The sequence below is a fragment of the Prolixibacter denitrificans genome (genome assembly GCF_003014495.1).
Classification (GTDB): Bacteria; Bacteroidota; Bacteroidia; order Bacteroidales; family Prolixibacteraceae; genus Prolixibacter; species Prolixibacter denitrificans.
Map to the genome: position 1 here is coordinate 22,780 of NZ_PYGC01000015.1, position 15,809 is coordinate 38,588.

Here is a 15,809-nt window from a genome sequence, read left to right on the forward strand (position 1 = left end):
ACCTTCCGGACCGTTTTCTCAACCTTAAAAAAGTTGAATCATGTTAGAGCAGTTAAAAGAAGAGGTTTTTCAGGCGAATCTGGATCTCGTGAAACACGGTCTCGTGATTTTTACATGGGGAAACGTGAGTGGCATCGATCGGGAGAAAGGGCTGTTCGTTATCAAGCCGAGCGGTGTGGATTATTCGGTGATGAAAGCCTCTGATATGGTCGTTGTGGATATGGATGGCAATGTGGTGGAAGGAAATATGAAACCGTCGTCGGATATGCCCACGCACCTGGTGCTTTATAAGGAATTTCCGGAAATCGGTGGGGTAGTGCATACACATTCTACTTATTCCACTGCCTGGGCGCAGTCGGGAAAGGCGTTGCCGATTATCGGGACAACACACGCCGATTACTTTGCCAACGACATTCCGTGTACACGCGATATGACCGAAGAAGAAGTTTTTAGTGAGTATGAAAAAGAAACCGGCCATGTGATTGTGGAGACATTTGCTCAGCTGAAGCCGATGGAAATCCCTGGTGTGCTGGTGAAGAACCACGGACCGTTTTCGTGGGGAAAAGATGCGCACAACGCTGTTCATAATGCAGTTGTTATGGAAGAGATTTCCAAGATGGCAACGTTTGCCTTCATGAATAACCCGGATCTGACCATGAATCCGCATTTGGTGAAGAAGCACTATGAGCGGAAGCATGGTAAAAACGCTTATTACGGCCAATAAATCATTTCCGGTTCAACCGGAAGACAAACCTTTAGAAAATCGTTACATCATGACAAAATACGTTATCGGGATTGATTACGGAAGTGACTCGTGTCGTGCGTTGGTAGTGGATGCCAGCAACGGAAAAGAGTTGGCTGCTGCCGTAAGAAACTATCCCCGCTGGATGGAAGGCAAGTATTGCGATCCGGCGAAGAATCAATATCGTCAACATCCGCTCGATTACATCGAAGTGCTGGAAGCATCGGTAAAGGAAGCGCTGGCCAAATGTCCGGCAGGTGTGGCCGAAAATGTGGTGGGTATCTCGTTCGATACCACCGGAAGTACGCCCGCTTTGACCGACGAAAACGGAACTCCGCTGGCACTGTTGCCCGGATTCGAAGAGAATCCCAACGCGATGTTCATCCTCTGGAAAGATCATACGGCCGTGAAAGAGGCTGATGAGATTAACAAGCTTTCGAAAGAATGGGACATCGATTACGTGAAATACGAAGGTGGTATTTACTCATCAGAATGGGTGTGGGCCAAAGTGCTGCACGTTCTTCGGGAAGATGAAGCGGTAAAAGCCAAAGCTACTTCATGGGTGGAGTATTGTGACTGGCTTCCGGCATTGATTACCGGTACCACCGGATTGAAAGACCTGAAACGTGGTCGTTGTGCTGCTGGTCATAAAGCGATGTGGGATCCGGAATGGAACGGCCTTCCTGACGAGAAATTCCTGACAACACTCGGACCTGAACTGGCTGGTTTGCGCGATAATCTTTTCGACGAAACCTATACTTCCGATGCGGCCGCCGGAACGCTTTCTCCCGAATGGGCAGAAAAACTCGGTTTGTCAACCGATGTTGTCGTTGGCGTGAGTGCCTTTGACTGCCACATGGGAGCAGTTGGCGCTGAGATAACACCGAATACACTGGTACGTGCCATCGGTACTTCTACCTGTGATATCCTGGTGGCTCCGTACGAAGAAATGGAGAACAAGCTTATTCCAGGCATCTGTGGGCAGGTTGATGGTTCGGTTATTCCCGGCATGGTTGGTCTGGAAGCTGGACAGTCAGGATTTGGTGATATCTATGCGTGGTTTAAGAATGTATTAAGCTGGCCGCTGCAATTCCTCGATGATGAGGCTCAGCGGAAAGCTATCGAAGATAAAATCCTGCCGGCATTGTCGGAAGAGGCAGCTAAGATTCCGGTAGAAGAATCAACCATTGTGGCTACCGACTGGCTCAACGGTCGTCGTACACCGGATGCCGACCAGACCGTTACCGGAACCATTGCCGGTTTGAACCTGGGTTCATCAGCTCCGCGTATTTTCCGTGCGTTGGTGGAAGCAACTGCCTTTGGTTCACGCGCGATTACCGACAGGTTTGCTGAGCACGGCATCGAAATCAAAGAAGTAGTTGGTATTGGCGGTGTGGCAAAGAAATCACCCTTCGTGATGCAGACCATGGCCGATGTGCTGAATATGCCGATTAAAGTGTCGGTATCGGAGCAGGCGATGGCGCTGGGAGCTGCTATGTTTGCTGCGGTTGCTGCAGGAGTTTATTCTTCAGTGGAAGAAGCTCAGTCGGCCATGGGGCAAGGTTTCGAGAAGACTTATTATCCGATCGCTGAGAACGCAGCTCAGTATAACGAGATATACAAGCGATACATCGAATTAGGAAAAATCTAATCTTTCGCAATAGAAACCGTTTTTTGATTAGAAAGGTCCGGCGGCGGATTTTCCCGTGCCGGACCATACTATCAGAACTGGTTCAACCAAGCAAAATCGAACGCAATCCAATTAGTTAAAACTAAAAACGAATTAAACATCCAACCATGAAGCATTTAAAATTTGGGGTAGTTGCCCTGCTTTTGTTGTTTTCAGTAAAACTCATGGCACAGGAAAACCGGTTGACGGTGTATCCTGACGAAGCCAAGACAAAAATCAATAAAGAAATTTACGGCCAGTTTGCCGAGCATCTCGGTCATGGTATTTATGGTGGAATTTATGTTGGGGAGAAATCGGATATTCCGAATATTGATGGTTACCGTACCGATGTAGTGAATGCACTGAAGGCGATGAAGGTTTCGGTTATTCGCTGGCCCGGCGGCTGTTTTGCTGACACCTATCACTGGAAAGATGGAATCGGACCGAAAGATAAGCGCCCATCCATTGTGAATGTGAACTGGGGAGGAGTAACCGAAGATAACAGCTTTGGTACGAATGAATTTCTCGATTTCTGCGAGCTGGTAGGAGCTGAGCCATATATCAGCGTGAACGTTGGTTCCGGAACAGTTCAGGAAGCCTCTCAGTGGGTTGAGTATGTGAATTCGAACAACGATAGCCCGATGACGCGTCTCCGTAAGAAAAACGGCCGTCAGGATCCTTGGAACGTGAAATACTGGGGTGTTGGAAACGAATCGTGGGGATGTGGTGGTAACATGACACCCGATTACTACGCTGACTTGTTTAATCGCTTCTCAACTTTCATGTGGAGTGCTCCGTATAAAATTGCCAGCGGACCGAACGTTGACGATTACAACTGGACGGAAACGGTAATGAAAAAAGCGATGCGTCACCCGAACCTGATCCAGGGGCTTTCACTCCATTATTATACTATCCCTCATAACTGGCATCATAAAGGGGCAGCTACCGGTTTCAACGAGGATGAATGGTTTACCACCCTGAAGAAGACGCTGTACATGGACGAACTGATTCGTCGCCATACGGCTATCATGGATCACTACGATCCGCAACACCGCGTTGGTTTGATTGTCGACGAGTGGGGTGACTGGTTTGATGTTGAGCCCGGAACGAATCCCGGATTCCTGTATCAGCAGAACACCATGCGCGATGCGCTGGTTGCCGGTGTCAACCTGAATATTTTCAACAAACACGCCGACCGCGTGAAGATGGCCAACATCGCACAGATGATCAACGTGCTGCAGTCAGTTATCCTGACCAAAGGCAAGCAGATGGTGCTGACGCCCACTTATTACGTTTACAAAATGTACAGTGTACATCAGGATGCACGTCTGGTACCGATGAACCTGAAAAGCGCATCTTATACATACAAAGGCGACAGCATTCCGGCTATCAGCTCTTCAGCATCTGTAAAAAATGGTGTATTGAGTATAACTCTTTGTAACTTGGATCCGGAAAAGGCCGAGTCACTGGAATGTGATATTCCTGGTGTGAACTACAAGGAAGCATCCGGAAAAATTGTCGATGGTCAGTCTATGGAGTCGTACAACGATTTCGGTAAGAAACCGGAAGTAACCATGAAGGACTTCGCGGTAGCAAAACCGAAAAACGGTAAGCTGAATATTACGCTGCCGGCGCATTCTGTTGTATTGGTTCAGTTGAAATAAGTATAACGCATTTCTAAAATATAGCACCATGAAAACGAGTTTAACAATTCTTTCTCTGGTTTTGGCGGTCGTGATGATGAGTTGTCAGCCGCAATCGAAACCATCGGTATTTACGCCGGCCGTTCAGAAGATTAATCCGGAAAAATTCGATCAAACAGTCGATGGTAAGCAGGTCAAGCTGTATACCCTTGTTGGTCAGAATGGCATTGGAATGAAAGTGACCAATTACGGTGCCCGTGTTGTTGCACTTTGTGTGCCCGACAAAAACGGAAAACCGACGGATGTTGTTCTGGGTTACGATAACCTGAACGACTACATCAACCGTCCGCAAACCTATTTCGGTGCAGCGATTGGTCGTTATGCGAACCGTATTGGTGATGCAAAATTTACGCTTGACGGTGTAAATTACAATCTCGTTGCCAACGATGGTAAGAACAGTCTGCACGGTGGTCCGAAAGGTTACTTTGCTGTGATTTGGAATGCCAAGAAACTGAGCGATTCCAAAATTCAGTTTACTTATCATTCTCCTGATATGGAAGAAGGTTACCCGGGTGATTTGGATGTCACGGTAACGTACGAATTGACTCCGCAAAACGGACTGAAGATTGATTACAAGGCAACCACCGATAAGCCAACGGTGTTGAACCTGACCAATCACTCGTATTTCAACCTTTCGGGAGAGGGCTCCAAAACCATTCTCGACCATGTGATGATGTTGAACGCCGACAGCATTACGCCGGTTGATTCTACGTTGATTCCAACAGGCATAATCGAATCGGTTACCGGAACACCGTTTGATTTCACGAATCCGACGCCCATTGGCGAGCGCATCAACGCCGATAATACGCAGTTGAAGTACGCAGGAGGTTACGACCACAACTGGGTGCTGAACAACAAAAGCGACAGTGTGGCATTGGCCGCAACCGTTTATTCTCCGGTATCGGGGATCAAAATGGATGTGTTAACCGACCAGCCTGGAATTCAGTTCTATACTGGTAACTTCCTAAACGGTCAGGAGATTGGCAAATCAGGTAAGCCCTACGAGCATCGCAGTGCTTTCTGCCTCGAAGTACAGCATTATCCCGATTCTCCGAACAAGCCACAGTTCCCGACTACAACATTAAAGCCGGGACAAACCTATCAGCATGAGTGTATCTACCGTTTTTCGGTAATGAAATAAAAAATTGTGTTTTAGTGGAAGTCTGATAAGACTTCAGTATTCAGTTAGTGATTATAATTTATAATCATCAGGTTTAGATTAGACAGGTTGGAACTTTCCGGTTTCAACCTGTTTTTTTTATCTCTTTCAATACCTCCGGTGTTGGTTTTTCGTTTTCCGGTTTCCCGGAAAGCAATTCTTTTATCTCTGTCAGCATTCCTGTTTCATTTTTCGTCTGTCCGGCTGGCTTTCGCGGCCTTCCTGCCGGGCAGGAAGGCCTCCTGAGCTGCAAAGGCCCCCAAAAATCCTGCAAAGATTCCCCCAAAGGTTGCAAAGACTGCAAAAATAGCTGCAAAGAGGGGTAAAACCCCTGCAAGGGATGACAAGTTGTTTGGCAGGGAAATAAATAATTGAGCAGGGAACATATAAATTGAGAAGGGCGAATAAATTGTTTGGCAGGGCGACAAAAAAGTAGCGAAATGTCAAATTTTGATGTTTGGCTACTAAAAAGTTAACCTGACAGGCTTTTGAAACCTGTCAGGTTTGTGTTGTATCGTTATAGAAAAACTTCTCTCTTTATTCCGGATAAATGGGCGGAAACTGTTTTGGGTCGGTTTCGCTCATCATCTCGTATACAGCGTCAAACACATCTTCGGCATTCGGGTTGGAGAAGTAATCACCGTCGGTTGAATAGGCCGGTCGGTGTGACTCGGCGGTAATGGTTTTCGGTGCTGAGTCGAGTTGGAAGTATCCGTGCTGTTTCTCCATTACCTGCTGCATCATGAAAGCCGTAGTTCCTCCCGGCACGTCCTCGTCGAAGAAGACAATGCGGTTGGTCTTCGAAAGCGATTTACCGATAACGCCGGTGGTATCGAACGGCAACAGTGTTTGCACGTCGATCAGTTCCACGCTAATGCCAAAGTCATCCAATTGTTTCACGGCTTCCTGTGCAATACGTACACAAGAACCATAAGTTACCAAAGTCACGTCGGTTCCTTCATGTATAATTTCCGGAATACCGAGCGGCACTTTAAACTCACCGAGGTTCTCCGGACATTTCTCGCGAATGCGGTAACCGTTGAGTGATTCAATCACCAGTGCCGGGTCATCCGATTCCAACAGCGTGTTGTACATACCGGCTGCCTGAGTCATATCGCGTGGTACGCAAACATGGATACCGCGAATGGAGTTGATGATCATGCTGAGTGGTGAACCGGAGTGCCAGATACCAATCAGGCGGTGGCCACGGGTACGGACAATCACCGGTGCTTTTTGTGCGCCGGCAGTTCTCCAGTGCAGTGTGGCTAAATCGTCGCTAAGCGTTTGCAGCGCATACAGGATATAGTCGAAATACTGAATCTCGACAATGGGACGCATTCCGCGCAAAGCGAGACCGATTCCTTGTCCAAGGATAGTGGTTTCGCGGATACCGGTATCGGTTACCCTGAGTTCGCCATACTTGGCCTGCATGCCTTCCAGTCCTTTGTTCACATCGCCCAATGCGCCGGTATCTTCGCCAAAGGTGACCAGCAGCGGGTATTTGGCAAAGAGTTTATCGAAGTTCCGCAGCAATACTTCGCGGCCCGGAATGGTTTCCGATTTATCGGTAAATACCGGGGGAACTGCAGTCGATTTAACGGCTGCAAAATCCGTTTCACTGTATAGTTTGCTGCTGTATCGTTCGTGGTTTTGTACGCCTTGTTCTTTCAGCCAGTTGGAAAGCTGATGCTGAAGGCTTCGTTTAGCCGGGCACGTGCGGCAAACATTCCGCATGATTTTTCTGGCCGAACTAACGGTATCTTTCCGAATGGGATACTTGAGCTTTTTGAGCGAATCAGCGATAGCATCTACTTCATCACTGCGTGTATCCACACAGCTACAGGAGCGGCCTTCAACGATACGAACCAGTTCGTCGCGCTCTTTCTGCACCGGTGTTTTGATGTTTTTCCAGGCTTTGTCTTTTGCTTTTCGTGCAATATCTTCTGCCTCTTTCTCGAGCGATTTTAGTTCCTCTTCGGTGGCAATTCCTTCCACCAGCAACCACTCTTTCATTTTCACAATCGCATCGAATTCGGTTTCCCATTTCAGGCGCTCCTTCGGCTTGTAACGCTCGTGAGAACCCGATGATGAGTGTCCCATCGGCTGGGTCAGCTCATTCACATGGAAAAGAACCGGAATGTGCTTTTCACGGCAACGGGCAACGCCTTCGCCATACATTTCCAGCAGGCGGGGATAATCCCATCCTTTCGCACGGTAAATCAGGATTCCGTTTTCGTCGTTGTTTCGTTTCTCAAAACCACTTAGTACTTCTGAAATGTTGGCCTTGGCAATCTGGTATTTTCCGGGTACGGAAATGCCGTAGCCGTCGTCCCATACCGAGAGTGCCAGCGGAACCTGCAATACTGCCGATGCATTGATGGTTTCCCAAAAGTGTCCTTCGGCCGAACTGGCGTCGCCAATGGTACCAAAAACCACTTCGTTACCTAGGTCGGAAAACTGAGTGTACTCGTGTAAGTCTTTATTGTTCCGGTAAAGTTTCGATGCGTATGCCAGTCCAACCATACGAGGCATTTGACCGGCAGTGGGAGCGATGTCGGAGGAAGTGTTTTTTTGTTCGACCAGGTTGAGCCACTTGCCGTCGGGAGTTACATTGGGTGTACCGTAGTGGTTAACCATGGAGCGACCGGCATTGCCGGGATTGGCTTTAGCATCCGTGTCGCCGTACAATTGTGCAAATAGTTCTTCGGGAGTGGTCATCCCGGTAGCCAGCATAAACGTCTGGTCGCGATAATAACCTGAACGCCAGTCGCCCTCTCTGAAAAAATGGGCGGCTGCCAACTGAGCGATCTCTTTTCCATCTCCAAAGATTCCGAATTCGGCGTTACCCCTTAACACCTCCTTGCGTCCGATAACACTGATTTGCCGGCTAAGGTGGGCCAGCTTGTAGTCATTCAGGATATCTTCTTTGGACAAATTTTTAAGAACTTTCCCATAAGGGATTTCTAATGTTGACATATGAGCTTGCTTAGTATTTTCTTTCGACGTGAAAATTATAAAGATTTAATCTTAATAAAAGAGACAAATATCACGCTGCCCCATTTTTTTCAGGTTTAACCTATATTCTTCACCTAATATTCGACTCAATCGTACCATAAATACAAGAATTGATTAAGCTTTTTCCAATCTGAAAACAACGAATGTTTCATTTCGTTCATTTGTCCGAAGCAATTTCTTTCGCGCAGAAGGGGTAATTACCAGCAGGGAAATGTTTTATTGAAGGCAGCATTATGAGGTAATTCTGATTTGGGAGTATAAAAGGGAAGCCCGTTCCGATTCATCGGATCCCGAAATAGGAGTCCAGGTAGGTGGCAAATTCTTCCGCGCCATTGACAGGTTTTTCTTCAGCTGGGTGGCCGTTTTCACTGATCTTGAGGGTATCGTTTGTCAGTGTAATGCGGCCGGTGCAGGTAGGTCTTTTAATTAGGCGGCTTTTTGTGAAAGGCGACTCCGGACTGGTTTGGTGATAACGGCACATGGCTTCAAACTCCCTGAATTCACGGTGTCTGTTTTCGAATACGTAAACCGATTGCCAAACATTATCTTCCTGCTTATTTACCCGATAGCAGAATGTTTCATACCGGTCAATCCGGAAAGTGCCTCTTTCATCGTGTTGTAGCTCCGTTGTATCGAGCCGCAGGGGCGAAAAAGTGAATTCTCCAAAACCGACATCGGTCAGATATTCCTTTCCGTCGATGGTGGCTACAATCGCCAGGTGGTCGTACTCGGGAGCGTATTCATTGGCGTGGTAAACACGGGCAGAAATTCGCCGGACTTCGAAGCCCAAACACTTCAGTAATTCATAAAACAAACCGTTCAGCTCGTAGCAAAATCCTCCCCGGTGTTGATTTATGACTTTGTTGTAAATATGATCGATGTTGAGTTCAATCGGGACTTTTTGATGAATGTCCAGATTTTCGAATGGAACATGGAGTACGTGAGCCTTTTGTAATTGTGTTACTGTTTGGAGCGAAACGGATGTCGGCCCATCGTAAAAAATGCGCTGCAGGTACGCTTCGTTATTTATCATTCGTTTGTTCGCCAACCTAAATCTGTACTTCGTAAACTCCCAGTTTGTTGCGCACAATGTTCTTGACCACGAATGCCCCTTTTTCAGGAATATCCTCTACTAAATCGAACTGTTTGCAATCATCGTGAAGCGCCGAGAAAACCAGCGTTATCCGGTGAATCTTCTTCCGGTCGGGAACGGAATACCAATCGGGATATAGCGCAATGTTCCAGGCATCAATCAATTGACTCCTGTGGTTATTTTCACGATCGACAAGGTAAGTAGTTGGCCAGATACGCACCGGACCAATGACGCCGGAGAGTGTCCCGGGAAGGATGGTACATTGCAGAATAATCTGTCTCTCCTTTTCTGTCTGCTTCAGAAGTTTCAGGGAGTGAGGCCTCGATATCAACCGGAAACTATCCAGTTCTTCGTTAGCGACCCGCTTTTCCTGCTGGTGGCTGTTATGGGGGGAGAATTCCTTCATATCCTAAAGCTAAGGAATTTAGATCAGGAATGGAAGAGCTACAGGTCAGGAAATGCCATAATATCCTGAAAAAAGACCATTTTTTAACAATTGAATACTTGTTCTGTCCCGAAATTTTCGGTTTTCCTTTTAGGAAGAAAATACTTTTATATGGTACGTAAGCCCGATTGATACCAGCATGTAAGACTCCGGAGAAACTGGTAGTCACTTCTTAAATTGGCAATCTCCCCGGCTATTTTTCCCGGCCGGTACGGTAAAAGTCAATTGCGGTAAAGTGTTTGATATTGAATGATATGCTAGTAATTCTTTTGCTGTCTCTATTCAGCAGCAAGCTTTATAAATGGTGGCAATGATATTCTGTGTCAGCAATTGAACCATTGTTTATCTGTAACAATTTTGCGTTCTTTACCCTGGAAAAGGGAAAACTAATTTGGTATTTACAGCATGTCTCTGTCCGGAATGGAAAGGATTCATATTTTATGGGAGCAAATTGTCCAAGAGGATGATAAAGAAGCTTTTGCTGAACTTTATAATCTTTTTATCGACGATTTATATCGCTATGGAAGTAAGCTGAGTCCGGATGAAGGCATGGTCAAAGATTCCATCCAGGAAGTTTTTCTCGATCTGTACGATAAACGCAAGAAATCCAACATCACCAGGAACCTGCGACTCTATCTGATTGTCGCGTTGAAAAGGGTACTGATACGAAAACTGCAGAAGTATCGCCGGCTTGAAAAGCGTCAGATTAATGATGTGGACATGTTCGATGTACAATACAGTTTCGAAGAACAGTACATGGAAGAAGAAGCCAGTAATATGGTGTTGGAAAAAGTCAGGCGGATTATTACCGGCTTGCCCGCCAAACAAAAGGAGATTATTTATCTGAGGTTCAACCTGAGTCTTGAATACGCCGAGATTTCCTCCATGTTGGGAATATCTGTAGAATCTGTCCGAAAGCAGGTCTACCGCGCCATTAAGTCGGTTCGCGAAAGCATCGATTACCCCGATTTACTTCTGCTCTTCTTTCTCTCCTATAATACGAATGGTTCTCCCCATACGGCCTGAAATGACTGCTATGTTAACTCAATGTTTCGAAGGGGGTGTGTTGTGTCTTTTCGAATTTTCATGTTGTTCTGCTGTTGATTTTCTGAGGTGCTAGCCAAACAGTGTTTGTTTTTTCCTGATCTGAACGCTTTTAACCGTGGGAAATTGAAATACTCCATGACATCCCATAATTTTTCTCTCTTTTTATTATTTTTGCAACGCGCATGCAATCAGTGTATTACTGTTGGATTATGAAAAAAGTATTTAGTTTCTTAAAAAAAAGTTAAAAAATCCTGTCCATAAAATGAAGTTGGCTGTCCCTTCTATTAAAAGCATAAAAGTTAATGGACAAGATTGGTCAGTTTTTAGAAGATAAACGCTTTATCGATTGGGTATTTCATCCCGATGAAGACATCGAACGCTATTGGGAGAATTACCTTGGGGAGCATCCTGAAGAGAAAACCAATCTTCTACTGGCCCGAAAAGTGGTTGGAAAGTTCCGCACCATCGATAGTGACCTTTCCGAAAGTCAAAAGATTATGCTTTTCTCCGGCATTCTCAAGGAAATAGAACGGAGACAAAGCGGGCGCCGGACAATTAAACTGGTCACTGTTATTTCGCGTTACGCGGCAGTAGCATTGCTGTTCTTCTCCATTGGTTCATTACTCTTTTACCGCAAGGACAACCGCGATCAACGTTTTCTTACCGAGGAAATTTCCGGTCACCCCTCAGGACCGATGACAACACTGATTCGTCCCAATGGACAACACATCAAGTTGGCGGAAGACAAATCGACGTTTGCTTACCAGGCTGGCAATAAAAAGCTGGTGATTAACGATTCCATCCAGGTGGCATCATCGGAAGATACGCCTGACAGCAAAACGAATGAGATGAATCAGCTCATCGTTCCTTACGGGAAAACGTCCGAGATGCTGTTATCCGACGGAACGAAGATTTACCTGAACGCTGGCAGTCGCCTCATTTATCCTGATGTATTCGAAGGAAAGCACCGGGAAGTATTTCTCGTTGGTGAGGCATATTTCGAGGTACATAAAGATCCCAAACATCCGTTTATCGTACAAACGACCGATATCAACGTCGAAGTTTTGGGAACTCACTTTAATGTCTCAGCCTATCCTTCCGACAATGTATACGAAACAACACTGGCCGAGGGAAAAGTGCGCATTCGTCAAAACAATGCAGGGCTGTTTGATAAGTCAATTGATTTGGTTCCGAACCAGATGGCGGCTTACAATCGCGATAACAAGGAAACGAAAGTCCGGCATGTGGATGTGGAAAACTACATCCTTTGGAAAGACGGCATGCTGAAGTTTGCCAGTTCAGACTTCAACCGGGTAACCCGAAAACTCGAACGCTTTTATAATATCCGTATCACCTTCCAGGATCCAATGGTCGGCATGCTAAAGATTTCCGGAAAGTTGATGTTAACGGAAAAGAAAAACGAAGTGATGGATGTGTTGTCACAAACCGCTTCAGTGAAAATAGTTCAAATAGGAAAAGATAATTATGAGATAATGAAAAATTAGGCTGGTGAGGCGGCATCCTCATCCAGCCTAAGATTAGCAAATTTTGTGTATAACCTACTAATTGTACAAAATTATGAAAAAAACGCGATTAGAGCATATCTTATGCTCGAAAAGTAATCGTACAACTTTTCGAAAGATGAAATTAACCTTACTACTAACTTTTCTTGTAGTTGTGGCTTTCGGAAAAAGCTTTTCGCAGGAAAGCAATCTGACATTCAATTTCAGAAATGCTAATATACGGGAAGTTATCAAAGCCGTAGAACAATCAACCGACTATGTATTTATTTATAAGGATGATCTGTTCGATTACTCCAAAAAGTATTCCCTGAACATTGAAAATAAAAATATCTATGATGTTTTGGAGCAAATCTGTGCTGAGACCGGTGTCGCTTATGATATTCGCGACCATCAGGTGATTCTCAGGGAGAGAGAAGCTCCTCCACAGCAGTCTACCCAGCCACAGGAAAGGAAGGTGTCGGGTGTCGTGCTGGACAGTAACGGAGAGCCCATACCCGGTGTCAACGTACGGGTGGTTGGAACCACTACTGGTACAATAACCGATGCAAAAGGGAATTTTAGTATCAACGTACCGGTAGGTACCCGGATGCTCCAATTTTCTTTTATCGGTATGGCTACCAAGGATGTGGATATTACCGGGAAAAACATGTTAAATGTAGTATTAGAGGAATCGTCAGTTTCCCTGAACGAAATAGTTGCCGTCGGATACGGAATTCAGCGGAAAAGAGATGTTTCCGGTGCCATATCATCAATTAAAACTGAAGATGTCAAAGCGGGAGTAGTAACCAATACTGCTCAAATATTAAGAGGGAGGGCTGCTGGTGTGTACGTGCGGCAGAATTCATCAGAACCCGGTGGCGGTATCTCAATCCGCATTCGGGGAACGTCTTCCATTTCTTCTAATAATGAACCTTTATACGTTGTTGACGGATTTCCAACTGAGCTCGGGAAAGATATCAACCCGGGGGATATCGAGTCAATCGAAATTCTGAAAGATGCTGCTGCAACGGCAATCTATGGTGCAAGGGGAGCGAACGGGGTTATTCTGATTACAACCAAACAAGGGAAAAACGGCATTTTTAATGTCAATTATTCATACGACCAATCCTTTAAAACGCTCTACAATCCATTTGACTTAAAGAATGCCCAGGATATTATGCAATTTAATATCAGGCAGGCAAAAGAGAACGGAACCTACGATACCAATCCTCCATACACAGAAGAGGAGCTGAAATACAAGGGTAAAGGTACAGATTGGCTTGCACTAACAACCAGAACTGCGATTACTAAAAACCATCAGCTATCCATTACCGGGGGTGAGGATAAATTAAAGATGGCGATTATCGCCGGTTATTTGAATGATGAGGGGATATTGCAGAATACCTCATTTGACCGCTTTACGGGGCGTATAAATATGAAATATAAACTAAATGACCGAGTCAATTTCGGTGCAAATATTTATATGGCCCGCTCAGATAAAAACTACCAGAACATGGGAACACGTTCTACTGTTGACAATGTGATTTATAATATTTTACTGTTGTCTCCAATGAGTGTGCCTAAAGGAGGTGATGTTTTTGGCAACCCTGGTAGGGTTCCTCAAATTCTAAAGCAGTTGTATGAACCAGACATCGAAAATATTGGCAATGATTATTATTCCTCGATATTTGGAGAAGCAGATATTTTGAAGAACCTGACAGGAAAAGTTCAATTTACATACAGCAACAGTAATAGTAAGAACCAACAATATTATCCGAAGACAACAAATACAGGAAAGTCGGTTGATGGATTGGCATCAATAGACAACTACAAAGGTGATAAATACCAGTTAGATGCGCTGTTGACATTTCATAAGAAAATTGCCAAAATCCACGACGTAAGAGTAATGGTTGGATCAACTTACAGTGAGCAGACTGGTGAGGGAAATGGAATGACCGCTTCCGGATTTGCAACCGACGAGTTTTCATTTAATAATATTGGAGCTGGGAAAAATATTCAATCCATTTATTCGAATAAATGGAAAACGACTAAGAATTCTTTTTTCGCCCGCACGGAGTATGTCTTAGATGATAAATACATTGTCAATCTGTCAATAAGGGCCGATGGTGCATCGAATTTTGGTAAAGGTAACAAGTGGGGATATTTTCCGGCTATTTCAACAGCCTGGCAAATAGGAGATGAGAATTGGATGGAGTTTTCTAAACCACTGTTTTCAAGCATCAAGCTTCGCGCCAGTTATGGTATCACAGGTAATGATGGCATTGGAACATATCTTTCAATGGCGAAATTTGGAACCGGAAGTGTTTACCTTGGAGGCAATGGCGTTCAAAAGGGAATGTACAAAATCAACCCGGCTAATGCCGATTTGAAGTGGGAGCAAACAGCCCAGTTGGATTTGGGAACTGATTTTACGATGCTGAAAAACAGGATTCAGGTAAATTTTGATTATTACAAAAAAACGACTTCTGACTTATTGAATCCCATTCTGATTCCGATTTCCACACAAGGATTTTCATCTGTGATGGGGAATAATGGAAAGATTGAGAATAAGGGGTTTGAGCTATTCATCAAAACCACTAATATTTCATCTTCACATTTTTCGTGGAATACGACACTGAATCTTTCTAAAAACAAGAATAAGGTTCTGGAACTAAACAATGATAAGCCACATTACGAAAGTATCATGCCTCAGGGATGGTATAACCAGGAAGAGTATTCTATTTTGCAGCAAGGATATCCTTTAAGCACGATTTATGGTTACGTATTTGACGGAATCATTCAAAAAGGAGAGACATATGCTCCGCAACCCAAATCAGTACCAGGGGACCCGAAATTTAAGGATATCAATGGTGATGGATTAATTACCGCAGATGATCGCACTGTGATAGGAGACGGAAATCCTGACATTGTGATAGGTCTTGGTAACACAATCACTTATCATGATCTTGATTTTTCATTCTTTTTTGATTCCAACCTTGGTAACCAACTTTTTAATGTAACGAAACTTGTGCTTGAGGATGCGAACCGAACAAGGAATACTTTTGATCGCTGGACGCAGGAAAATCCCTCAAATGAGATTCCGAGAAATGGTTACCAGAAAAATGACGGTGTGCAATATGGTAGTTATGTAAATAGTCGGTTTGTTGAAGATGCTAGCTTTGTTCGTTTAACAAATATTGCTCTCGGTTATACGATCCCATTTGATAAAATCAGTCCGCATTATAAGTTGGCAAGGAAAGTCAGAGTGGCAATCGGAGCAGAAAATTTGTTTACAATAACCAAATATACCGGTTTTAATCCCGAGGTTAGTACCAATGGTGGTTCCGCAACGACCCAAGGTCTCGATTATAATTCATATCCATTCTATCGGACTTACTACGTAAGCGCTAAATTAACCTTTTAAAGAAGAAACT

At 44.8% G+C, this 15,809-nt stretch carries 10 protein-coding genes; 7 read left to right on the forward strand and 3 right to left on the reverse strand.

Annotated features, from left to right (window positions below; translation table 11 throughout):
- Positions 1-40: 40 nt before the first annotated feature.
- The 4 genes from CLV93_RS18870 to CLV93_RS18885 all read left to right on the forward strand — a co-directional run bounded on the left by CLV93_RS18870 (position 41) and on the right by CLV93_RS18885 (position 5,255).
- Entirely contained in the window at positions 41-724 is a 684-nt protein-coding gene (locus CLV93_RS18870; protein ID WP_106543789.1) for an L-ribulose-5-phosphate 4-epimerase, read from the forward strand.
- A 49-nt stretch (positions 725-773) separates the two neighbouring features.
- Positions 774-2,393 (forward strand): ribulokinase, encoded by a 1,620-nt coding sequence (locus tag CLV93_RS18875; RefSeq protein ID WP_106543821.1) that lies wholly within the window; start codon positions 774-776, stop codon positions 2,391-2,393.
- 146 nt (positions 2,394-2,539) lie between these two features.
- Positions 2,540-4,075 carry an alpha-N-arabinofuranosidase gene (locus CLV93_RS18880; RefSeq protein ID WP_106543790.1) on the forward strand — a complete coding sequence of 512 codons (1,536 nt, stop codon included), beginning with the start codon at positions 2,540-2,542 and terminating at the stop codon, positions 4,073-4,075.
- Between the two features lie 28 nt (positions 4,076-4,103).
- The gene (locus tag CLV93_RS18885; protein ID WP_106543791.1) at positions 4,104-5,255 is read left to right on the forward strand and encodes an aldose epimerase family protein; all 1,152 of its coding nucleotides are present in this window, start codon (positions 4,104-4,106) and stop codon (positions 5,253-5,255) included.
- A gap of 555 nt (positions 5,256-5,810) precedes the next feature.
- On the opposite strand, the gene CLV93_RS18895 is transcribed toward CLV93_RS18885, so the two are convergent.
- The 3 genes from CLV93_RS18895 to CLV93_RS18905 all read right to left on the reverse strand — a co-directional run bounded on the left by CLV93_RS18895 (position 5,811) and on the right by CLV93_RS18905 (position 9,787).
- The gene (locus CLV93_RS18895; RefSeq protein ID WP_106543793.1) at positions 5,811-8,249 is read right to left on the reverse strand and encodes an alpha-ketoacid dehydrogenase subunit alpha/beta; all 2,439 of its coding nucleotides are present in this window, start codon (positions 8,247-8,249) and stop codon (positions 5,811-5,813) included.
- Positions 8,250-8,568: 319 nt separating this feature from the next.
- Positions 8,569-9,321: an arylamine N-acetyltransferase family protein gene (locus CLV93_RS18900; protein ID WP_211297916.1), complete on the reverse strand. Its 753-nt coding sequence runs from the start codon at positions 9,319-9,321 to the stop codon at positions 8,569-8,571.
- Positions 9,322-9,337: 16 nt separating this feature from the next.
- Positions 9,338-9,787 carry a hypothetical protein gene (locus CLV93_RS18905; protein WP_106543794.1) on the reverse strand — a complete coding sequence of 150 codons (450 nt, stop codon included), beginning with the start codon at positions 9,785-9,787 and terminating at the stop codon, positions 9,338-9,340.
- A gap of 459 nt (positions 9,788-10,246) precedes the next feature.
- Between CLV93_RS18905 and CLV93_RS18910 the strand changes: the two genes are divergently transcribed.
- From CLV93_RS18910 to CLV93_RS18920, 3 genes are all read left to right on the forward strand, one after another.
- A complete protein-coding gene (locus CLV93_RS18910) occupies positions 10,247-10,852 on the forward strand; it encodes an RNA polymerase sigma factor (RefSeq protein ID WP_170108999.1) in 606 nt (201 codons plus the stop codon).
- A 323-nt stretch (positions 10,853-11,175) separates the two neighbouring features.
- A complete protein-coding gene (locus tag CLV93_RS18915; protein WP_106543796.1) occupies positions 11,176-12,378 on the forward strand; it encodes a FecR family protein in 1,203 nt (400 codons plus the stop codon).
- A 136-nt stretch (positions 12,379-12,514) separates the two neighbouring features.
- Positions 12,515-15,799, forward strand: a complete 3,285-nt coding sequence (locus CLV93_RS18920; RefSeq protein ID WP_106543797.1) for a SusC/RagA family TonB-linked outer membrane protein — start codon at positions 12,515-12,517, stop codon at positions 15,797-15,799.
- Positions 15,800-15,809: the final 10 nt, after the last annotated feature.

Coding starts and splice junctions, on each gene's coding strand:
- CLV93_RS18875 (WP_106543821.1), top strand. CDS start 774: ATGACAAAATACGTTATCGGGATTGATTACGGAAGTGACTCGTGTCGT.
- CLV93_RS18880 (WP_106543790.1), top strand. CDS start 2,540: ATGAAGCATTTAAAATTTGGGGTAGTTGCCCTGCTTTTGTTGTTTTCA.
- CLV93_RS18910 (WP_170108999.1), top strand. CDS start 10,247: ATGGAAAGGATTCATATTTTATGGGAGCAAATTGTCCAAGAGGATGAT.
- CLV93_RS18915 (WP_106543796.1), top strand. CDS start 11,176: ATGGACAAGATTGGTCAGTTTTTAGAAGATAAACGCTTTATCGATTGG.
- CLV93_RS18920 (WP_106543797.1), top strand. CDS start 12,515: ATGAAATTAACCTTACTACTAACTTTTCTTGTAGTTGTGGCTTTCGGA.
- CLV93_RS18895 (WP_106543793.1), bottom strand. CDS start 8,249: ATGTCAACATTAGAAATCCCTTATGGGAAAGTTCTTAAAAATTTGTCC.
- CLV93_RS18900 (WP_211297916.1), bottom strand. CDS start 9,321: ATGATAAATAACGAAGCGTACCTGCAGCGCATTTTTTACGATGGGCCG.
- CLV93_RS18870 (WP_106543789.1), top strand. CDS start 41: ATGTTAGAGCAGTTAAAAGAAGAGGTTTTTCAGGCGAATCTGGATCTC.
- CLV93_RS18885 (WP_106543791.1), top strand. CDS start 4,104: ATGAAAACGAGTTTAACAATTCTTTCTCTGGTTTTGGCGGTCGTGATG.
- CLV93_RS18905 (WP_106543794.1), bottom strand. CDS start 9,787: ATGAAGGAATTCTCCCCCCATAACAGCCACCAGCAGGAAAAGCGGGTC.